The organism is Chryseobacterium sp. SG20098, from assembly GCF_031844745.1.
Taxonomy (GTDB): domain Bacteria; phylum Bacteroidota; class Bacteroidia; order Flavobacteriales; family Weeksellaceae; genus Chryseobacterium; species Chryseobacterium cucumeris.
Genome location: NZ_CP134622.1, coordinates 171,094 through 189,989 on the forward strand (window position 1 = coordinate 171,094; position 18,896 = coordinate 189,989).

Genomic DNA, 18,896 nt, shown 5'->3' on the forward strand with positions numbered 1-18,896 from the left:
TATCCTTTTTTTAAATTTATGGAGTGGTCATCTGCTCGATAACAAAAGTTTGTGTATCTGTAGTATGGGCTGAAAAATATCCCAATGCTCCATTACTGATATTACTTGGAGGATTCGTAGGAGTAGCAGTTCCGCCATTGCCCCCTGAAATCTGAAGTAAAGCACTGTAATAAGTAAATATGTTGGTATCTATAGATTGCATCTCTACATGAATTTTATCTCCTACTATCACTTCATGATCTCTGCCTTTATTATCGTCGTTAGGAAGAATCAGAGGCTGTTGATTGGGTAATCCGTTATTCACATTATCTGAAAAAGTATTCATGTACTTTTTAGTAAGATCATTGATGGTAAAGCTAAAAAGGTAGCGGTTTCCTAATGGTAATGGATCTGTAAATAATGGTAAGAGGGTATACGTGGTTTTATCTCCAAATTTGAAAGAACTCTGCTGTAATCCATCGAAATTGACCACTTCAGGCATTTTGCTCTGAGCGCTATACTGCTTTCCTTCGGACTCTACTTTCAAAGTATAGGTTCTACCAGGTTCTCCGGCAAAAGTAGTCGTTTGATAGACTCCGTTTCCTACATAATGAAGGGTTTCTGTTTGACCTGTATTATCACTTAAAATAACCTGAGCGCCAGTGACAGCCGGATATTGATTAGGTGATGAAAAGCTTACTGACTTGGTGATTTTCACTGTGTAAGGTCCTGATTGATTGGTTACATTTCCTTCAATGACAATGTTTCCGCTTTGATCATTCAGGTCCAGATCGATCTCTTTTTCACAAGAAGTTAATGCAAGAAGAGATACTATGATATATAATGTGTTTTTCATGATTTAGAATTTGAAATTATAAGTGATGTTGGGTACCCAACGGAATAAAGAAGTCTGCATCGCACGGGTTGTTCCGGGACGGTCAGGATTGTCTTCAAAGTTGATGGTGTAGGCATTTTCTCTACCATATAGGTTGTAAATACCGAATGTCCATGAACCACGGAATCGTTTATTGGAACTTGGTTCATAAGTCGCACTCAGATCCATTCTGTGATAGGCCGGCATTCTGTCTGCATTTCTGTTACTATACTGGAATATGGTTTGTCCGTTGAGTTCATATTTTCCGGTAGGGAAGGTAACCGCATTTCCTGTGCTATATACGAAAAGTCCCGAAAAACTCCACTTTGGATTAAGCTGATAGGTCGCAACGATAGAAAGGTCATGGGTTTTATCCATTCTGGCATTGTACCATTCGTTATTATTGATTCCGTTAATCTTTCTTTCTGTTTTGGAAAGGGTATAGGAAATCCATCCTGTCAGTTTTCCGCTTTTCTTTTTGGCAATAAGTTCGAGACCGTAAGCTCTTCCTTTTCCGAATAGCAGTTCACTTTCTACATCCGCTCCAGTGTCAAAACCAATTTGAGCTCCATTTTTGAAGTCGATTTGGTTTTTCATGTCTTTATAGTAGATTTCAGCGTTCAGTTCATAATTATTGTTGTTGAAATTTCTGCTGTAACCAAGGCTGATCTGATCTGCAATTTCCGGTTTTACCGTGTAACTGCTTCCTATCCACTGGTCGGTAGGGTTTCCACTGTTGCTGTTGCTTAAGAGGTGAAGATTCTGGGTATTTCTGGAATAACCTCCTTTTACACTACTAAATTCATTGATGCGGTAGTTGGCGCTAATACGTGGCTCAATATTCACATAGGTTTTTCCGAATTTTCCTTTTTCTAAGAATTTACTGTCGGTGAGCACACCATTCTCATACGTATTGAATGTATCACCTCCCAATATGCTGAACATGGAGAGCCTTGCTCCATAATTAATCGTTAGCTTTTCCGTTGCTTTATAATCATCATTAATATAAACGGCATTTTCCCATGAATATCTCGGATTTCTTGCAAAGCTGCTCACTGTAGTGCCGGAAGCACTGCTCGGAGTAAGGGTATGATAAATAGACTGCAGACCAAAACGTACAGAATGTTTGTTTCCTGCAAACCAGGTAAAGTCCTGCTTAAGATTCCAGTCACGGATTTTTGAATTTAAATCAAATACAGTATCATCATTTTTCAGACTGATTTTATAATCATAATTACTGTAGATGAATGACGTATTGGAGAATAGTTTACTGCTGATAATGCTGTTCCATCTCAAAGTTGCCGTAGTATTTCCCCAGTCGGTATTGAAAGTATCTCCCAATCCCAGAACATCTCTTCCAAAATATCCTGACAGGTAAATACGGTTGTTTTCATTGATCTGATAATTCGCTTTAAGATTCAGATCATAAAAATATAATTTGTTGTCTTTATAATCTTTATTGGTTTTAAGAAACAAATCCGCATACGTTCTTCTCCCTGAAACAATGAATGAAGACTTTTCTTTTTGAATGGGACCTTCCACACTCAATCTGCTGCTGATAAGTCCGATTCCTCCATTGATGTTATAATCTTTGTTGTTTCCGTCTTTCATTTTAACATCTAATACAGAAGAAAGGCGGCCTCCGTATTGTGCGGGGCTGTTTCCTTTAATGATGCTGGCATCTTTCAGAGCATCACTGTTGAATGTACTGAAAAATCCAAGAAGGTGAGAGGCATTATAAACCGGAGCTTCATCCAGTAAAATCAGGTTCTGGTCGGTAGCACCACCACGTACACTGAATCCACTGCTTCCTTCACCGTTGCTTTTAATGCCGGGTAAAAGCTGTATGGTTTTCATTACATCCTTTTCTCCAAACAGAACAGGAAGTTTTTCTATATTTTTAATGCTTAATGTTTCTGCTCCCATTTGAGCCGAAGTCAGGTTTTTATCCTTTTTAATGCCGGTTATCACCACCTCATCAATTGCTTTTGCTGCAGTTTCTGCAGGAAGGAGGGGAAGATCAACTTTTATATTCTGATCTACTTTGATCTGCTGTTCAAAATCCTGATATCCAGGGTAGGAAATAATCAGGGTATAATTTCCTTCAGGTAAGGAAAGTGAGTAAAATCCATACTCATTGGCTACAACATTGATGGTAGGATCTTCACTTACTTTTACAGAAACTCCGATGAGCAATTCACCGTTTTTTTTGTCTTTCACGGTTCCACTTACGGAATACGTTTGCTGGGCTATTGCCAGGGTACTGAAACAGAGCGCAGCGGTGGCTGCAGTGATTTTTAAAAAGGATGTTTGCATTAGTTTATTTTAAAGTAGTAGATCTCTTGTATAGGAATTAATGTTTAATTGATGTATGATTAGTTAGATGAATAGGGGATTTGTTACACGTAACAATTTAATTATGAAATAAATCCATTGGAAATTGGGTTTTGTAAAAATTTAATAGCAACGATAAAATAAGATGGTTACATAAATAATACTATTATGCATTGTATATTGATTTATTGTTGTTTTTCTGTTGATTTTGTTGAAAAACAAATTATTAACGCTTGTTGAACGAATTTTATTACTGTTAACGTGAAATTTTCAGTGTAGTGTTTGTTAATAACGTTCAATAGTTTCTATTTCCTTTTTAGAAAAAGTGGAAACGAGTTTCATGGTTTTTTGCTGCAGCTCTTCAAAAATAGGACCGAGTAATTTCATGCTGTTTTCTGCATTTGGTATGATTATTACTTTTCTGCGGTCTTCTTTGGTGAACTCTCTTTTAAGAAGATTCTTTTTCTCCAGACGGTCTATCAATCCGGTAACAGCTCCGGTTGTAAGACCTGTCAGCTTAGATATTTCACCTGCTGTTATGGATTCGTACTGCAGAATAAGTCCCAGATATTTATGATCAGTGCTGGAAAGCCCGGCTTTCCTCGCAATGGCTTCATGCATAAAGATTGAGGCGTCAGAGTATGCTCTGCTGGCTTCACGAAAATTTTGTATATTGTTTTTAGTCATTAATTAAATTATTTGCTAATTATCTTAGTTGCTAAGATAGTATTGTTTTTTGATTTACCAAAATAAATTTTTTACTCAAAAAACAATATTATCCGCCAGCTCCTATTTTTGCTGAGAATTTAAATTAAAAAAGTAACCGCGTAATTAATTTATAAACAAGTGTTTGACTTTTTTAATGTAAAATTTATGATAAAAAAGTTTTAAATAATTTGGATTTAAGCAGTGTTTTTCTATCTTTGCAGTCCCTTAAATAAAGGGATTTACTTAAAAAAGTAAGTGGCCGACTCGGTAGCTCAGCTGGTAGAGCAATACACTTTTAATGTATGGGTCCTGGGTTCGAATCCCAGCCGGGTCACAATCTTAAAGATGCAAAAATCAAAGCATCAGAAAAACACAAAAAAACCTGCAAAAAATAATTTGCAGGTTTTTTATTTATAGTGTTCGCTATAATGTTTTAAAATGGCCGGTTATTTAAATTAATGGACCAGTTGATTGTACTCGCACTTTGCAATCGAAGTTCAGTAATAGCTTTACTCTTCATTTTTGGGCTTAAAGTTTCTCCCGACTCCCTGACGGAGAAATGTAATTTTTCCTTGTACTTTTTTTGCTTTTTCAAGCACTTCCAATGCTTTTGTTCGTTCGTTAATTTTGCCAGCGTGTGTTATATTGTCCTGACGTTCATTTTTTTTCATACATCAATATAGTGAATTTATTTGAAAAAAACAAATTATTGATAGTAAGGTTGTTTCAAATTTTAAGAAAATAAAATTGATTTACTGATCGTCCGCGAGTAGCAAAGGGATTCACTGCAGTTTTCAATTTCATCGGAAGACTTTTGGGTGCATTTTTGAAATTTATATTAAGAACCTCCTAAGACGTGTGAAATTTTTAAGTCTGATATTGTAAAAGTTAGCGGAATCACAGGCATAAAATGTCCGGGAAGTATTGTAAATAAAGAAAAAGTTTCTATCTTTGCAGTCCCTTAAATAAAGGGATTTACTTAAAAAAGTAAGTGGCCGACTCGGTAGCTCAGCTGGTAGAGCAATACACTTTTAATGTATGGGTCCTGGGTTCGAATCCCAGCCGGGTCACTTGATAAAGCTTCAACATACGTTGAAGCTTTTTTGTTTAAGAAAATCACAGACTGTAAAAGTCTCCGTTTTAGAGTAATTTGCCTACATAACTGAGCAGTAGCTCATCGTAACTTTATTCTATCAAAATAAACAAATGTTAATTTAAGTTTATTTTTCATGCGTTTTACAAGATTTGGAATTTAAAATGTATATCTGTGTCAGAAGCATTAAAATTTTTGTCTCTGATATTGTAAAAGTTAGCGGAATCAAAGGCATAAAATGTCCGGGAAAGTATTGTAAATAAAGAAAAAGTTTCTATCTTTGCAGTCCCTTAAACATAGGGATTTGCTTGAAAAAGTAAATGGCCGACTCGGTAGCTCAGCTGGTAGAGCAATACACTTTTAATGTATGGGTCCTGGGTTCGAATCCCAGCCGGGTCACAATAAACGGACAAACTATTTTATAATGGTTTGTCCGTTTTTCTTTATACTGAGATTTTAATTTTGTGATATTAATATAAGTTAAGATGAATACATTCGGAATTACATGGTTAAATAAAATGATTTAATTTATCTACGACATGTATCCAAAGCCTGTCTTTCATATTTTTTTTGAAAAAACCAAAGTGGTCAATTTTTTTTAATCCTAATTCAGAAGGAACCAGTTTTGTGAAAGTGATATCTTCTTTACTGTCAATGTGCTGCCAATATGTTTCAGTGTTTTTCTGGCTGGATATCGTATCATCAGTGGTCCAGAATAGATGAATGGGGAATGTATAATTCTTGAAATGTCCTATAGGAACAGTAGTACCATAAAATTGAGCATCGAAAAAGTAATCTTTTTTTTCAAGCCAGTTTCGCCACTCATATACAACATTTTTGGGCAGGTTTTCCATTATTCCAAAGGTTTTGGCTTTTACATATCCTGTCATCAGAACACTTATGGGAGTAAAAATATAAAAATAAAAATAAGCCTTCATTCTGTATGAAAACGGCATATTCATATAATAACCTGCAGATACGGCAAAATTGATCATTCCCTTTACATTATCCAGATTTTTCATAAATCCGATTTGCTGGCCTCCGGCACTGTGCCCTATAATCATAAACGGAAGATCGGGAAACTTTTTATTTAAAAAAACTTTGATGGCGGGCATATCTTTTATTCCATAATCTGAAAAGGTAAATTCACAGGTTTTCAGATTTCCGGAATAAGAATCTCCGCTTCCTCTGTAATCCCAAAGACAGCACAGAAAATCATTTTCAGCAAGATAGGTGAGAAAAGACAAATAGAATTCTTTTTTTGTTCCCGTACCACAGTTAAATTGAATTACTGCTTTAGGATGATCCGGAATAAGAAGTATACCTTTAAGCTTTACACCATCATCACATATTGTTTCAAAGTTTTCCGTTTTCATGCTTTAATTTAACTTAAAAAAATAATGATACATTGTATTGCTTATAGCTGTATCCCTTTTCTTTGTTAAATTTAGTAAATACCCTAATTCCATTACAATATTTAACTATGCAGAACTTGGTTTCTGGATCAGGATTCTGATGTTATTCAATTTTTTTAGGCATATATTTCATCATGATACAATGGCTGCTATCTTGGGCAGAAGTTTTTTCTACCTCCAAAAATCCTGTCTTTCTGTATAAATTATAAGCCTTATCATTTCCAGGGGCAACTTCTAAAAGAATTTCAATTTCATTAAATTGTCTGCCTGCTTCATGAATAACAGCTTCAATCAATCCCTGACCTATATTCTTTCCTTGAAACTCCTTCTTTACATACATTTGGTAAATTGTACCAGAGTTTTTGTCACTTTTAACAAAAGTACATATGCCTATAAGCAGATCATTTGCGTAGGCACCCAAAACAAATCTTCCAAAAGTCTGTTCTTCAATATCACTTTCTATTTGGAACTTTTCAATTTTCAGGGCTTCATGATAGTTGGCTCCAAATGATTCCGGGAACTTTTCCAGACTTTCCAGACGGATTACGCGGTATGTTTTGCTTTCTTCGGGAAGAAGTTTTCGATAGCTAATAATATTCATGCTGATCAGGTTTTTATTTACATGAGTATACAAAGATGGAGATAATTTTTTAGCAACAGAGTTTTAAATAATTTATTAAAATTTTAAAACGATCTCATCTATCTGTAACAATTTTCATTTCAGATAGTCTTATTATAAACAAAACATATACTTTTTGATCAGAAAAGCATATAAATGCAGTCTGTCAATTTTAAAAAGTGCTTGTTTAAGGGGGAATATTACATTACTTTATTTGAATGTTACATTTTTGCGAAATAACTCGTTTATTTCATAAGGAACATGATAAATTATGTATATTTATAACACTAATTGGGGAATAATATTGAAATAACGGTAGGAAATTATCAACTTATTTGTAAATAAGTGAATAGGTAGATATGTAGATATATAGGGAAAAGTGGTGGTGATGAGAAAAATTGATTTAATCATTTTTAAAAATATAAAGACAAACTCAGAAGGTATAAAGAAAATAATAGCCTTTCCAATCTGCATGGGAATATTTTGGGTTATATTTTCATGTCATAGTGAACCTCAAAATAAAGTGAGAGAAAACTTTGATATATCTCTGTTGACTGAAAGTTCAGAACTTCAGTTGTCCGGTCAATATGAAGCTTTTGTCAGGCTTAATAAAGAATATCTGAGAAAAGCCGCCAAAATGAGGTACACAGGAGGAAAAGGACTCTGCTATCTGAATATGGCAGGGGTAAATGTTTCTGCAGGGAATTATGAAAAAGCCCGGTACTTTTTCAATAAAGCAGAAAAAGGCCTGTTCAATTCTGAAAATACTTACCATAAAGCAGTCTTCTATGATGATTACAGTCTGTATTATTCTCACCTTAAACTCAACGATAGGGCTATAGAATGTAATAACAAAGCATTTTATTACTTAAAACAGGCAAAAAAAACGAAACTTACCCAGAAACTTCTGCCCAGACTTTATGTAAACAAAGGAATTTACTATGCATGGAAAGGATGGTTTGGAACCTCCTTAAAATGTTTTAGAAAAGCAAATATGTTGGAAAATTCAGCCTATACCAATTGTATGGTGGCACAATATTATTTATTTACCCATAAACCTGATCCTGCGGGTATATACATTGCCAGAGCAGATGAAAAAATGATCAGCCAGAAAACAACGGATGTGGAATCTCTTTGGGTTTATTATACAATGGGATATTATTATAATGAAATTGATAATAGTGAACAAGCTGAAAAAGCCCTTAAAAAAGCCCTGGAGATCAACATTAAGACAAGACGAACCTATTCTTCCCATATCAAAGAAGTCTACAAAGCACTTGCAGAATTATATAAGAAAAAAAATGATGGCGGTAAGGCCTATTTTTATCTGAAGAAATATATGGAAGAGGAAGGAAGGTTTGATTCAGAACGATTTGTCGTTATGAATAAAGCTACCGAAGATTTTATTTCAGAAATGAAACAGGAATCAGACTGGCATAAAAATGATCTTCCGTTATTTATTGCATTGTCTATCACAGTACTTACCGTTTCAGGGGTATATGTCCGGAAAATAATTAACAGGTTACAAAAGAAGAAAAATACTTTAAAAGAGCAAACCGATACGTTGAAAAACCATGTCCAGACCAAGCAGCGACAGGAAGTGATTGAGCTTGCTAAAAGGAATGATTCTTCTTTCTTGTTGAAATTTAAAGAATTCTATCCTGAATTTATTAAGTCGCTTCTGGAGATCAATCCCGATCTTGAAAATTCAGAGCTGGCTTTCTGTGCAATGCTGAAATTACGCTTTTCATCCAAAGAGATTGCAGACTATACTTTTGTACAGCATAAATCTGTTCAACAGAAGAAATACAGGATCAGAAAAAGACTGAATATTCCCGGAGAAACAGATATTTATGACTTTTTTGAAAACTTAGCAGAATAAAGAAATATATCACAATAAAAGCCGCAGGATTCTGTTTTATGAAAAGATTTTATTATTGATCTTATCAGAAATAACCATTGAGAATTTTAAAATTAAACAGGATTGTTATTCTAAAAAGATCATTATTTATACAGGAATTTTAGCTTAATTAGAGAAACCTATGATGCGTATTTTTCTTTCTGTCTTACTGTTTGTTTTAGTTTCGTGCCATTCTCATTCAAAGAAAGAGGCTGAAAAGAAATTTGACGTTGCCTTGCTGAAACAGAATGAAAAGTTCAGAATTGCCGGAGCATATGATTCATTGATTAATCTTAATAAAAGATATTACAAAAAGGCCGATGAAATGAATTATGCAGATGGGAAGGCGCTCTGCTATATCAATCTTGCAGAACTCAATATTTCCCTGGAAAATTTTCAGAAATCACAAATTCTCTTTGATAATGCCAAAGAGATTCTGGATGATTCTGAGGATAACTTACACAAAGCCAGGTTTTATAATGTTTATGGCCGTTTCAATGTAGAGCTTCGAAGGCTTGATAAAGCTTTTCAATATAATAATGAAGCAATGAGTTTTATAAAGAAAAGTGAGAATTATGAACTTAAAAATGATATTCTTTTCAGTATTTATTTGAGGCAGGCTATTTATCTCATGCAAAAAAAAGAATACGAAAAAGCACTGGAATACTTCCATAAAGCAAAAAAAATAGATGATACCGGCCTTGCAGATTGTGCGATAAGTGATTATGTGTATATGCATAAAGACAAAGATTCTGCATATAAATATATAACGATGGCTTACAACAAAGCTAATATCAATGGTAAAGAAGACGGAATAGCCCTCTATGCCAATACCATTATGGGAGAGTATTTTCTTAATTATAAACAGTATGATAAAGCTGAAATAGCTCTTAATAAAGCTTTGAAAATCAATGAAAAAACGAAACGTATTTATGCTTATTATGCTAAGTATATTTATAATGATCTCAGAGTTTTATATGAACGTACCGGAGATAAAGAAAAGGCTTATCTTTATTTGAAAGCTTATACAGATGCTTTTTACAGAACAAATACATCTTTACTGGCTACTATCAATCAGGATATGGAATCTTTTATTGCAGTAACTCAGCAGGATGCTAATCATCATAAAAGTAAAATCTATTGGATTGTGTCACTGTCGTTTATTGGTCTTTGTCTGCTGGGATTATATGCCTGGAGAATTATTATTGCGTTGAGGAAACGGAAAAAAGTTCTTGCCATAGAAGCTGAGAATCTGAAAATAAGAATGAGTGACAATAAACAGGAAAAAGTTATAGAACTGGGTAAAAAAAATGACCCTGAATTTCTGGATCGTTTTAAAGAAAGTTACCCCGAATTTATAGTTCAGCTTTTAACAATTAACCCCAATCTTGAAAATTCTGAATTGATTTTTTGTGCAATGCTTAAACTTCATTTTACTTCTAAAGAAATAGCAAACTATACCATGGTTCAGCACAGGAGTATTCAGCAGAAAAAATACAGGATCAGAAAAAAATTAAATATTCCGGGAGAAACAGATATTTATCATTTCTTCGATACCTTAAAATAAACCCAAAAAAAACTGTCTGATTTATCAGGTCAGACAGTACTCGAAATATTCTCTTTTCACCACCCGGTTTTTTAAGTGGTCTCAACGGTCAAATATGAAAATTTTTAATGGAAACAAGAAAAAAGACTATACTACATGGGTACTACATGGTGTATTCGATTGTTTAAATTGCTGGTATTTAAATGATTGTGATTTGTAGTCGATTTGCTAACTTATTTTTAAAAAAGAGCCGGTGTTCTTCGAATGTGTTCCTTTTTTGCACCGTGTATTTTGATTATTCTTGTTTTAATTCATCTTTTTTTCATCTGATTTTCAGTATTGTTTTTTCATCCGTCCTTAGATGGAAATTTTTAATAATATCTACGTATAAAAACACAACTATTTAAGACAAAATTAGGTGTTAAATCTAAGTGGTTGATAATTAAACATTTGTAATTGCTGTTGTATATGTGTAGTATCATTTATTTTTGTTTTTTATTTGGAATATGCAAGTTTTGTGGAGTGATTTGTTGTGAATTTTGCATCATGGATTTTATTTTGTTGAACTTATGATAATACTTAAGTGGACTGATCAGAATCCAAAATGATCTTTTGATAAAAATGAGCTACCTATAATCATACAACCAAAGTAATTTTAAATAAATCTATGAAAAAAAGAATTTTATTCGTTTGTGCATTAGCATCTTGTTTTACGGTTTTCAATGCTCAGAGATGGGAATCTGTCTCTCAGAAAACTTCACAGATAAGAGAAGGAGTAGAAGTACAACATTCTTATAGAGTGGATCTGAAATCTCTTCGCGAAATGCTAAGAAATGCTGAAGAAACCGGGAAGGGTGCAACGCCGGTTATTATTTCTCTACCAACTGTGGACGGAAAGATTGAAAAGTTTGCTGTCTATAGCAATCCTGTACTTGATAAATCCCTGGCCGATAAATATCAACTGGGATCTTATACGGGAGTAGGTGTGGATGATCCATCTAAGTATTTAAGATTCAGTACATCTCCTAATGATATGCAGTCTATGATCATTAAAAATGGTATATTCCAGTTTATAGAGCCAATAAGTGCTGATAAACAGACGTATGGAGTATTCTATAAAACAAAGAATGAAGGAGAGCATGGCTTTAAATGTGATACCGGAGAACGTGATTTTAAGGATATTAATAAGCTGGTAGAGAATGGTAAAAAAATGCTTTCCGGAGTTGGAATCGCCAGCAGACCTACCAATACAAAATACCGAGATTTTAGAATGGCATTGTCCGTTACAGGAGAATACAGCCAATATCAATTAACTGCAGCAGGAACTCCGGCCAATGCAACCGACGACGTAAAGAAAGGAGTAGTGCTGGCTGCCATGAATAATACGATGACCCGCATAAATGGAGTTTTTGAACGAGATTTCGGAGCTCATCTGACCGTTCAGAATCTTCCGGATATCATCTATCTTGATCCGGCTACAGATCCTTATTCTAATAATTTAAATTTACAGTTGCAACAGACCCTTACTTCTGTAGTAGGAAATGCCAACTATGATATCGGGCATGTTCTTAATCAAAATGCAGAAAGAAGCGGAAATGCAGGGGGAATCGGAATTGTCTGTGTAGATCCGGCCACTAATACTGAAATAAAAAAAGGTTCAGCTTATACCCAGGGACCTGTTCCTGTAGGTGAAGTTTTTGACTTTACTGCAGCTCATGAAATGGGACATCAATTGGGAGCTAATCACACATTTTCAAATACTTCTGTCACAGATGCCAATCAGGGAGCCAATGTAGAGCCTGGAGGAGGTACTACTATTATGGGCTATGCCGGAATTACCTATGATAATGTGCAGGCTAACGCTGATGGATACTTCCATTATAAATCCATCGATCAGGTATTAACTAATTTAGAAAATAAACTTAATTGTGGAGCCTCTCAAAATATAAACAATAATACAGCGCCAGCTATTAATCCTTTGGTGGCTTATAGTATTCCTAAAGGAACCGCTTATTATCTTGAAGCTTTAGCCATTGATGCAGAAAATGATCCTGTAAACTATACCTGGGAACAGAATGACAGTACAGATGAATTTTCTACAATTTCAGGGGATAGCGGATGGGGATACAATCCAAAAGGAGCTTTATCAAGATCAGTTCCTGGTACGGCAAACGGAAGAAGATATTTTCCAAAGTTGGCGAGCGTTATGAATGGAATTCTAACAGACAAGCAAGCATGGGAAACGGTATCTTATATCCCCCGAACATTGAATTATGCTGTAACAGTAAGAGATCAAAACGCTCAGCGTCCTATGGTTTCAAGTTCAACAACTACAGTGACTGTAGGGAATGACGGACCGTTCAAATTCAATGGGCTTACTGCATCTTCAGTATTGTATAATGATGCAGTAAATACAATCTATTGGGATGTTGCCAATACAAATGCTGCACCTTATAATACAGCGAGTGTAAAAATTGATTACACTACAGATAATGGAACAACCTGGACAAATCTGGTTGCTGCAACACCAAACACCGGGAGTTATAGCGCACAAATGCCAGGAAATATAAATGGAGCTATAAAACTAAGAGTTTCAGCTGTAGGAAATATCTTTTATGCCGTGTCTCCTGCTATTACTGTGGGGGCTGCACCTACATCTTCTACGTCCGCACCTACAGGTATTTCCACTATAGATACGGAGATCTTTAAAACAACGGCAAGGGTATCCTGGAATAGCGTTCCGGGAGCTACTTACTCTGTTAATTACAGAAAAGCAGGAACGGCAAACTGGTCTAATGCTGTAAGCCAGGCAAATTCTGTAGTTCTGAATAATTTAGAAGATGAAACCAATTATGAAGTACAGGTAGCGGCTGTAGTTAATTCTGTTTCCGGAACTTTCTCTAATAATTATACATTCAAAACAAAAGGATTAAAGAGCGGAGTTGATTACTGCCTTTTAAATTCAGGTTCACCTTATGTAGGATCCATCTTAAAAGTTACTGTTGCAAATCTTGATTATAGTGATCTTACAGCAAGATCTTATAAAGATTTAAGCGAAGATCTTACTAAGGTAGTTAATTTGACACAAGGTAGTACCTATACGCTTACGCCTAGAATAGGGAATCTGTTGCAAAACGGAATACCGGTAAATCTATCTGCCTGGATTGATTACAACAGAAACGGAGTATTTGAAGCTACAGAAAGGGTAGGACAGACTTCAGCAACAACAAATGCAGGTAATATAGGGCTGCCAAGTTTTAACTTCACGGTTCCTGCTACCTCTTATTCTGGAGATAAGGTGTTAAGAATGAGAGTGGTTGGTAAATTTTCAACGAGTGCTTTGAATAGCGTATGTGGTGAGCTGGCAAGCCAGGCGGGAGGTATTATGGATCTTCCTGTGAAAATTACTGCGAGTACCCTTGCTGTGAGAGAAACGGTAGATACAAAATCATCAGAGGTATCTATTTATCCTAATCCTGCAGATACATTTGTAGAAGTGAAAAATCTTAAAGGTAAAGGTGACTACAAAATTTACAGTGCGGATGGAAGACTTGTTCAGGAAGGTAAGATTGATGGAAAAATCAATGTAGCTTCTCTTGTAAAAGGAATGTATGTGATCACCATAAAAGATGAGAAAAACACTTACAATAACAAATTAATCAAAAAATAAACAACACGAATGAATCTCCGTATCAGGATCTAAAGGCGGAGAGAAAAAGAATTATTTCAAGAGGGAAAAAAGGCTGTCTTCAACTGAAGGCAGCCTTTTGATGATCATTAATCCAAATGGCTATTAAAAAAATCAAGCATAGTGGCTAATGAGGTTTCAGAGTGCATTCGTTCTCCATTTTCAAGGGATTCCTGCGTAGCTGTAGCAGCTCTCTTACGCATATGATGTTCGTAGACGGAAATGGCTTCCTGTAAGGTTTTACAATTCTCATCTGTTAAATATTCACTCAGTTCAAGGGCGTCCAGCATAGCCATATTAGCACCTTCTCCAGCAAATGGAGGCATTACGTGGGCTGCATCCCCAATCAGTGTGAGGTTGGGAAGAGTTTCCCACGTTTGATCTAAAGGCATAGAGTAGATCAAACGTGGAATAAAAGGAGTTTTTGCATTTTCAAAAAGTTCCTCCCAGATTGGGCTCCATTCCGGGTATTCTGTTTTGAACCATTTTAGCATCTGTGCAGTATCAGAAAAATCAAGACCGCAAGTGGCAGGCCAATGCTCATCTGCTTTAAAGCTTGCATAAAATCCGAGATCTCCATTGCCTTTTTGACCCATTAAGATATTTTGAGAATTTCCAAATGCCATAATTTTTCCCCCTTTGATCAAAGCATTAATCTGAGGAGCATTTTCTTTTGAAACATTTCCTTCCAGCATAATGATTCCGGAATAAATAGGTTTACTATCAGTGAGATAAGGGCGGATTTTAGAATTGGCACCATCTGAAGCAACGACAAGATCAGCATACACAGAATTTCCATTTTTAAAATGCAGCAGCCAGCCTTCACCCTTACGCTCCATAGAGAGAAAATGACTGTCCCAGCCAACGGTTTCAGGATCTAGAGATTCCAGCAGCATATTTCTTAATGGACCGCGATCTATTTCAGGGCGAAAATTTTCATGGCCGAAATCTTCTTCAGGCTTTGTTTCATGATCGTTAAAAAATATTTCGGCCTTTTCATTCATGATCAGAGTTCTGTCTGCACCCGGACGGAAAGCCTTTTTAAACTCTTCCAGAAGTTCTGCTTTGCGTATGGCAGCCAGCCCAGAATCTTCATGCATATCAAGAGGAGAACCCTGTACACGGGCATTTTTATTAAAATCTCTTTCGTATACTTTTACATTTGCACCTTTCAGTTGTAAAAGTCTTGCCAGTGTAAGTCCTGCAGGACCGCCACCAACGATTGTTATTGATTTATTGTCTATAAGCATTGTTGATTTAAATTTTACAATGCAAATTTATTTTCCTTTCAATACCGATAATAGTACAAATCGGTCGTTTTTATTTTTGGATAATTCTTTAGGAACAACTCCTGAAAATTTCTTCACTTCTTTGATGAAATGATTCTGATCGGTATAATTGAGTTCCGGGAAAAGTCTTCCCTGGGCAATATGTTCCAATGATGTTCTGAAACGTAAAATAGTAGTGTAGGCTTTTAATGACAAGCCAAGCTGTTTGGTAAAATAACGATTGATCTGTCTGCTGCTCCAGCCTGTTTTTTCGGAAAGTTCCTGTACGCTCATTTCCCCTTTTGAAGTATACACCAATTCAAAAAGTCGGCGTTTTCTCTCATCTATTTTCTGAGGAAGAAGTTCTTTTATTTTTTGAGTGGCTTTTGTACAGCAATGATTAAAATCCTTTATATCGTCAGCTTTAAAATTCCAGAAATCAGGAGAGAGTTCCTTTCCTAGGTTTAATAAATCGGCAATAGAGGTATGTAAAATATATTCAACTGCTATAGGTTTAAAGCTGATAACAAAAGCAAGGGTATGAGGAGCGATATATCTTTGCTCAGGATAAGTTTCCAGCCCGAGAAGGGTAATATGAAAAGGCTCTGAAACGGACTCTGAAAAAAATAAATCAATTCTTCCATCAGGAATGATCACCACCTCTTTTGCTTCATCCGAAAGGTTCTGAAAAGTACCCAGATTTTCAACGAAATCTGCAATCTCCTTATCAGGTTCGATAAAGTTATAAGTGAAATCAATATCCATAATGTTGGTCCGTTTAATACTTATTTTTAATGAAGAAAATTACAAAATTTGCTATAGATCACCAAGTCATGTGAAATTCATCGTGATAATTATTAATGAATCTTTCTGATTAAAAGTCCTAGGGAATCAAATTCGAACATTTAAAATATAAAACCCTTTAAATTATGGTTTTCCGTAAGTTGTAGCCATTCTTTTTATTTAATATTGCCGGAAAAAAGATGTCGACCATGGAAATTTTATTGATCATTATTTTATTTGTACTGATAATATATGCCTTCAGTACTTCAGGAAAATTAAAAAAAGAACTCCTTCAAAAAAATACTCAAATTACAAATCTGAACCAAGAAAATAGTCTATTGAAAGTAGAAATTTCTAAACTTCACCTTGATAAGGTTACTCTGAGCAAAAAGATAGCAGAATTATTACAACATAATGATGCATTACGAAAATATCAAGATATTATTGATGTAAAGGTTGAATGTGATTATCTTCTTAAAAAAGCTGAAAGAGATAGTCTTAGATTGAAAGAAAAAGCTGGGCAGGAGTTTTCAGAAGCACAGAGCCAGGCACGGGAAATTCGTAGAAATGTAAAGGAAATCACTGAAAAGAAAACCAGAGAAATAGAATTACTGTATGAAAATGCTGTGAATGAAGCTAAGCGTATTGTGGAAAATGCAGAATTAAAGGCAGAATCAATAGGTGGAGATGCCTATCGAAGTTTAAAAGAAGCAGATCAGATTGCTGATAGAATAAAAGCAATGAAAAATGTGATTCAAGGTTATGGTAATGAATATCTGATACCAACATATACTTTATTGGATGAATTGGCAGAAGATTTTGGCCACAAAGAAGCGGGTGATAATCTTAAAAAACTCAGACAAAATAATAAACTTATGATTATAAGCAGACAAGCTGGTATCTGTGATTATATGGATGAATCAAGAAGAAATACAGCTATTGATTTTGTTATTGATGCCTATAACGGCAAAGTAGATTCTATTTTGGCGTCTGTAAAGAAAGATAATTTTGGTATTCTGAAACAAAAGATGGATGATGCATTCCAATTAGTTAATTTTAATGGACAGGCTTTTAGAAATGCGAGAATATCCGAAATATACCATAGTGCGAGAGTTGAAGAATTACGTTGGGCTGTAGTTGCCCAGGAGTTAAAATGGCAGGAACAGGAAGAGCAAAGACAAATTCGTGAGCAGATTCGAGAAGAAGAAAGAGCACGTAAAGATTATGAAAAAGCAATCAAAGAGGCAGAAAAAGAAGAACAGACTTTAAAAAGGCTGATTGAGAAAGCTGAATCTCAGGTAGCTAGAGCTAATGAGGAGCAAAAAATACTTTTTCAGCAGCAGCTTGAAGAATTACAGCAAAAGCTTACCCAGGCTGAAGAGAAAAATCAAAGAGCAATCTCAATGGCACAGCAGACCAGAACCGGAAATGTATATATTATTTCAAATATCGGTTCATTTGGAGAAGATGTTTATAAAATTGGTATGACAAGACGTTTGGATCCTTTAGACCGTGTTCGTGAGCTTGGGGATGCAAGTGTCCCTTTTGAGTTCGATGTTCATGCCATGATATATGCTGAAGATGCTCCCGCATTGGAAAAACAGCTTCACAAGAAATTTTTGAAAAGTCAGCTTAATAAAATTAATCCTAGAAAAGAGTTTTTTAAGTTGAATATTCATGATGTTAGAAACTATATTGATTCTATTGGAATTGCTTGCAAATGGACACTTGCAGCAGAAGCAAAACAGTACCGTGAAACTTTGAAGCTTGAAGAAGATATGAAAACGAATAAACAGCTTGAAGCAGAATGGGAACAATATCAGGAAGTTACAGATCCTGTTACTTATGATGAAGTTCTCTCAGAAGAATAACTTTTCTACAAAAATAAAAACCCTTTAAGCCCAATGTTTAAAGGGTTTTGTATTTTATAGATATCATTTCTTATGATGTGAAAAATTCCCCTTCTCCGGAGGGGAGGCGAAAATTCAGAGAATTTTTGACGAGTGGTTTTACAATTTCTGATTAACCAAACTTCCACAAATTATTGCTATTTTTAGACCTTAAAATAGATTTAGGACAATACCTAATGGACAAATCATCACTTAATACCTACTTTCATTCCTTATTCAGTATCCAAGCTGAGGTGGTGGAAAAAATTACAGAAAAATTCAACCATTTTAATTTAAAAGCGAATACTGTTTTACTGGATAAAAATGCAATCAGTACCAAAACCTATTTTCTGGAAAAAGGATATGTCCGTTCATTTATATTGAATGAAGATAATGAGGAAATCACAACAAATATTTATACGGCTCCCTGTTTTGTAAATGATTTTCTGTCCTTTTTCAGACAGCAGCCTGCCAAAGAAATATACCAGACCGTAACCGATTGCGTTTTCTGGGAAACAGGATTGGAAAATGTACAGCATAATTTCCATAATATTCCCGAGTTCAGAGAGTTCAGCAGGCTTCTTTTTGTTCTTAATTATTATAATATTCATGACAGGCTGATCGAAATGGCGAGTCAGAAGGCTTCCACAAGATATTTTAACCTGATGAAGAAAGATCCTGATATTTTTCAACATGTTCCTTTGAAAGTGATTGCTTCTTACCTTGGAATTAAAGACAGCTCACTGAGCAGGATCAGAAGAGATATTCATAAACTGTAATTTCTTTTCATTTGTCAAGTG

At 35.1% G+C, this 18,896-nt stretch carries 13 protein-coding genes and 3 tRNA genes; 8 read left to right on the plus strand and 8 right to left on the minus strand.

Going from position 1 to position 18,896, the window contains the following annotated elements; genetic code table 11:
• Window positions 1-16 precede the first annotated feature (16 nt).
• From RHP76_RS00775 to RHP76_RS00785, 3 genes are all read right to left on the minus strand, one after another.
• On the minus strand, window positions 17-835 hold the full coding sequence (locus RHP76_RS00775; protein WP_288442491.1) for a DUF4249 domain-containing protein: 819 nt from the start codon (window positions 833-835) through the stop codon (window positions 17-19).
• A gap of 3 nt (window positions 836-838) precedes the next feature.
• Window positions 839-3,169 (minus strand): TonB-dependent receptor, encoded by a 2,331-nt coding sequence (locus RHP76_RS00780; protein ID WP_062670509.1) that lies wholly within the window; start codon window positions 3,167-3,169, stop codon window positions 839-841.
• A gap of 303 nt (window positions 3,170-3,472) precedes the next feature.
• Window positions 3,473-3,874, minus strand: a complete 402-nt coding sequence (locus RHP76_RS00785) for a MarR family winged helix-turn-helix transcriptional regulator (protein WP_311229243.1) — start codon at window positions 3,872-3,874, stop codon at window positions 3,473-3,475.
• 282 nt (window positions 3,875-4,156) lie between these two features.
• On the opposite strand from RHP76_RS00785, the gene RHP76_RS00790 reads away from it, so the two are divergent.
• A tRNA-Lys gene (locus RHP76_RS00790) sits at window positions 4,157-4,229 on the plus strand.
• A 175-nt stretch (window positions 4,230-4,404) separates the two neighbouring features.
• On the opposite strand, the gene RHP76_RS00795 is transcribed toward RHP76_RS00790, so the two are convergent.
• Window positions 4,405-4,566: a hypothetical protein gene (locus RHP76_RS00795; RefSeq protein WP_156106559.1), complete on the minus strand. Its 162-nt coding sequence runs from the start codon at window positions 4,564-4,566 to the stop codon at window positions 4,405-4,407.
• A 326-nt stretch (window positions 4,567-4,892) separates the two neighbouring features.
• Here RHP76_RS00795 and RHP76_RS00800 point away from each other — a divergent pair.
• Both RHP76_RS00800 and RHP76_RS00805 read left to right on the plus strand, forming a co-directional pair.
• A tRNA-Lys gene (locus RHP76_RS00800) sits at window positions 4,893-4,965 on the plus strand.
• A 349-nt stretch (window positions 4,966-5,314) separates the two neighbouring features.
• Window positions 5,315-5,387 (plus strand) — tRNA-Lys (locus tag RHP76_RS00805).
• Window positions 5,388-5,497: 110 nt separating this feature from the next.
• On the opposite strand, the gene RHP76_RS00810 is transcribed toward RHP76_RS00805, so the two are convergent.
• Both RHP76_RS00810 and RHP76_RS00815 read right to left on the minus strand, forming a co-directional pair.
• Entirely contained in the window at window positions 5,498-6,364 is an 867-nt protein-coding gene (locus RHP76_RS00810) for an alpha/beta hydrolase family protein (RefSeq protein WP_216444888.1), read from the minus strand.
• Window positions 6,365-6,506: 142 nt separating this feature from the next.
• Window positions 6,507-7,004 (minus strand): GNAT family N-acetyltransferase, encoded by a 498-nt coding sequence (locus RHP76_RS00815; protein ID WP_311229244.1) that lies wholly within the window; start codon window positions 7,002-7,004, stop codon window positions 6,507-6,509.
• A 541-nt stretch (window positions 7,005-7,545) separates the two neighbouring features.
• Between RHP76_RS00815 and RHP76_RS00820 the strand changes: the two genes are divergently transcribed.
• From RHP76_RS00820 to RHP76_RS00830, 3 genes are all read left to right on the plus strand, one after another.
• Complete coding sequence (locus RHP76_RS00820; RefSeq protein ID WP_311229245.1) at window positions 7,546-8,904, plus strand: tetratricopeptide repeat protein; 1,359 nt, start codon at window positions 7,546-7,548, stop codon at window positions 8,902-8,904.
• A 160-nt stretch (window positions 8,905-9,064) separates the two neighbouring features.
• Window positions 9,065-10,489, plus strand: a complete 1,425-nt coding sequence (locus RHP76_RS00825) for a tetratricopeptide repeat protein (RefSeq protein ID WP_147367548.1) — start codon at window positions 9,065-9,067, stop codon at window positions 10,487-10,489.
• 646 nt (window positions 10,490-11,135) lie between these two features.
• Window positions 11,136-14,138: a reprolysin-like metallopeptidase gene (locus tag RHP76_RS00830; protein WP_311229246.1), complete on the plus strand. Its 3,003-nt coding sequence runs from the start codon at window positions 11,136-11,138 to the stop codon at window positions 14,136-14,138.
• Window positions 14,139-14,245: 107 nt separating this feature from the next.
• Here the strand turns inward: RHP76_RS00830 and RHP76_RS00835 are convergent, their stop codons facing one another.
• Window positions 14,246-15,406 (minus strand): FAD-dependent oxidoreductase, encoded by a 1,161-nt coding sequence (locus RHP76_RS00835; protein ID WP_311229247.1) that lies wholly within the window; start codon window positions 15,404-15,406, stop codon window positions 14,246-14,248.
• Window positions 15,407-15,433: 27 nt separating this feature from the next.
• Window positions 15,434-16,189, minus strand: a complete 756-nt coding sequence (locus tag RHP76_RS00840) for a helix-turn-helix domain-containing protein (protein WP_062670466.1) — start codon at window positions 16,187-16,189, stop codon at window positions 15,434-15,436.
• Window positions 16,190-16,416: 227 nt separating this feature from the next.
• Between RHP76_RS00840 and RHP76_RS00845 the strand changes: the two genes are divergently transcribed.
• Together RHP76_RS00845 and RHP76_RS00850 are read left to right on the plus strand one after the other, a co-directional pair.
• Window positions 16,417-18,078, plus strand: a complete 1,662-nt coding sequence (locus RHP76_RS00845) for a GIY-YIG nuclease family protein (protein WP_183037366.1) — start codon at window positions 16,417-16,419, stop codon at window positions 18,076-18,078.
• 215 nt (window positions 18,079-18,293) lie between these two features.
• Window positions 18,294-18,875 (plus strand): Crp/Fnr family transcriptional regulator, encoded by a 582-nt coding sequence (locus tag RHP76_RS00850; protein WP_120230777.1) that lies wholly within the window; start codon window positions 18,294-18,296, stop codon window positions 18,873-18,875.
• The last annotated feature ends 21 nt before the right edge of the window (window positions 18,876-18,896 follow it).

What these genes read in the sequence shown, in the direction of transcription:
- RHP76_RS00775 (WP_288442491.1), bottom strand. Translation starts at nt 835, where the DNA reads ATGAAAAACACATTATATATCATAGTATCTCTTCTTGCATTAACTTCT.
- RHP76_RS00780 (WP_062670509.1), bottom strand. Translation starts at nt 3,169, where the DNA reads ATGCAAACATCCTTTTTAAAAATCACTGCAGCCACCGCTGCGCTCTGT.
- RHP76_RS00785 (WP_311229243.1), bottom strand. Translation starts at nt 3,874, where the DNA reads ATGACTAAAAACAATATACAAAATTTTCGTGAAGCCAGCAGAGCATAC.
- RHP76_RS00795 (WP_156106559.1), bottom strand. Translation starts at nt 4,566, where the DNA reads ATGAAAAAAAATGAACGTCAGGACAATATAACACACGCTGGCAAAATT.
- RHP76_RS00810 (WP_216444888.1), bottom strand. Translation starts at nt 6,364, where the DNA reads ATGAAAACGGAAAACTTTGAAACAATATGTGATGATGGTGTAAAGCTT.
- RHP76_RS00815 (WP_311229244.1), bottom strand. Translation starts at nt 7,004, where the DNA reads ATGAATATTATTAGCTATCGAAAACTTCTTCCCGAAGAAAGCAAAACA.
- RHP76_RS00825 (WP_147367548.1), top strand. Translation starts at nt 9,065, where the DNA reads ATGATGCGTATTTTTCTTTCTGTCTTACTGTTTGTTTTAGTTTCGTGC.
- RHP76_RS00830 (WP_311229246.1), top strand. Translation starts at nt 11,136, where the DNA reads ATGAAAAAAAGAATTTTATTCGTTTGTGCATTAGCATCTTGTTTTACG.
- RHP76_RS00835 (WP_311229247.1), bottom strand. Translation starts at nt 15,406, where the DNA reads ATGCTTATAGACAATAAATCAATAACAATCGTTGGTGGCGGTCCTGCA.
- RHP76_RS00840 (WP_062670466.1), bottom strand. Translation starts at nt 16,189, where the DNA reads ATGGATATTGATTTCACTTATAACTTTATCGAACCTGATAAGGAGATT.
- RHP76_RS00845 (WP_183037366.1), top strand. Translation starts at nt 16,417, where the DNA reads ATGGAAATTTTATTGATCATTATTTTATTTGTACTGATAATATATGCC.
- RHP76_RS00850 (WP_120230777.1), top strand. Translation starts at nt 18,294, where the DNA reads ATGGACAAATCATCACTTAATACCTACTTTCATTCCTTATTCAGTATC.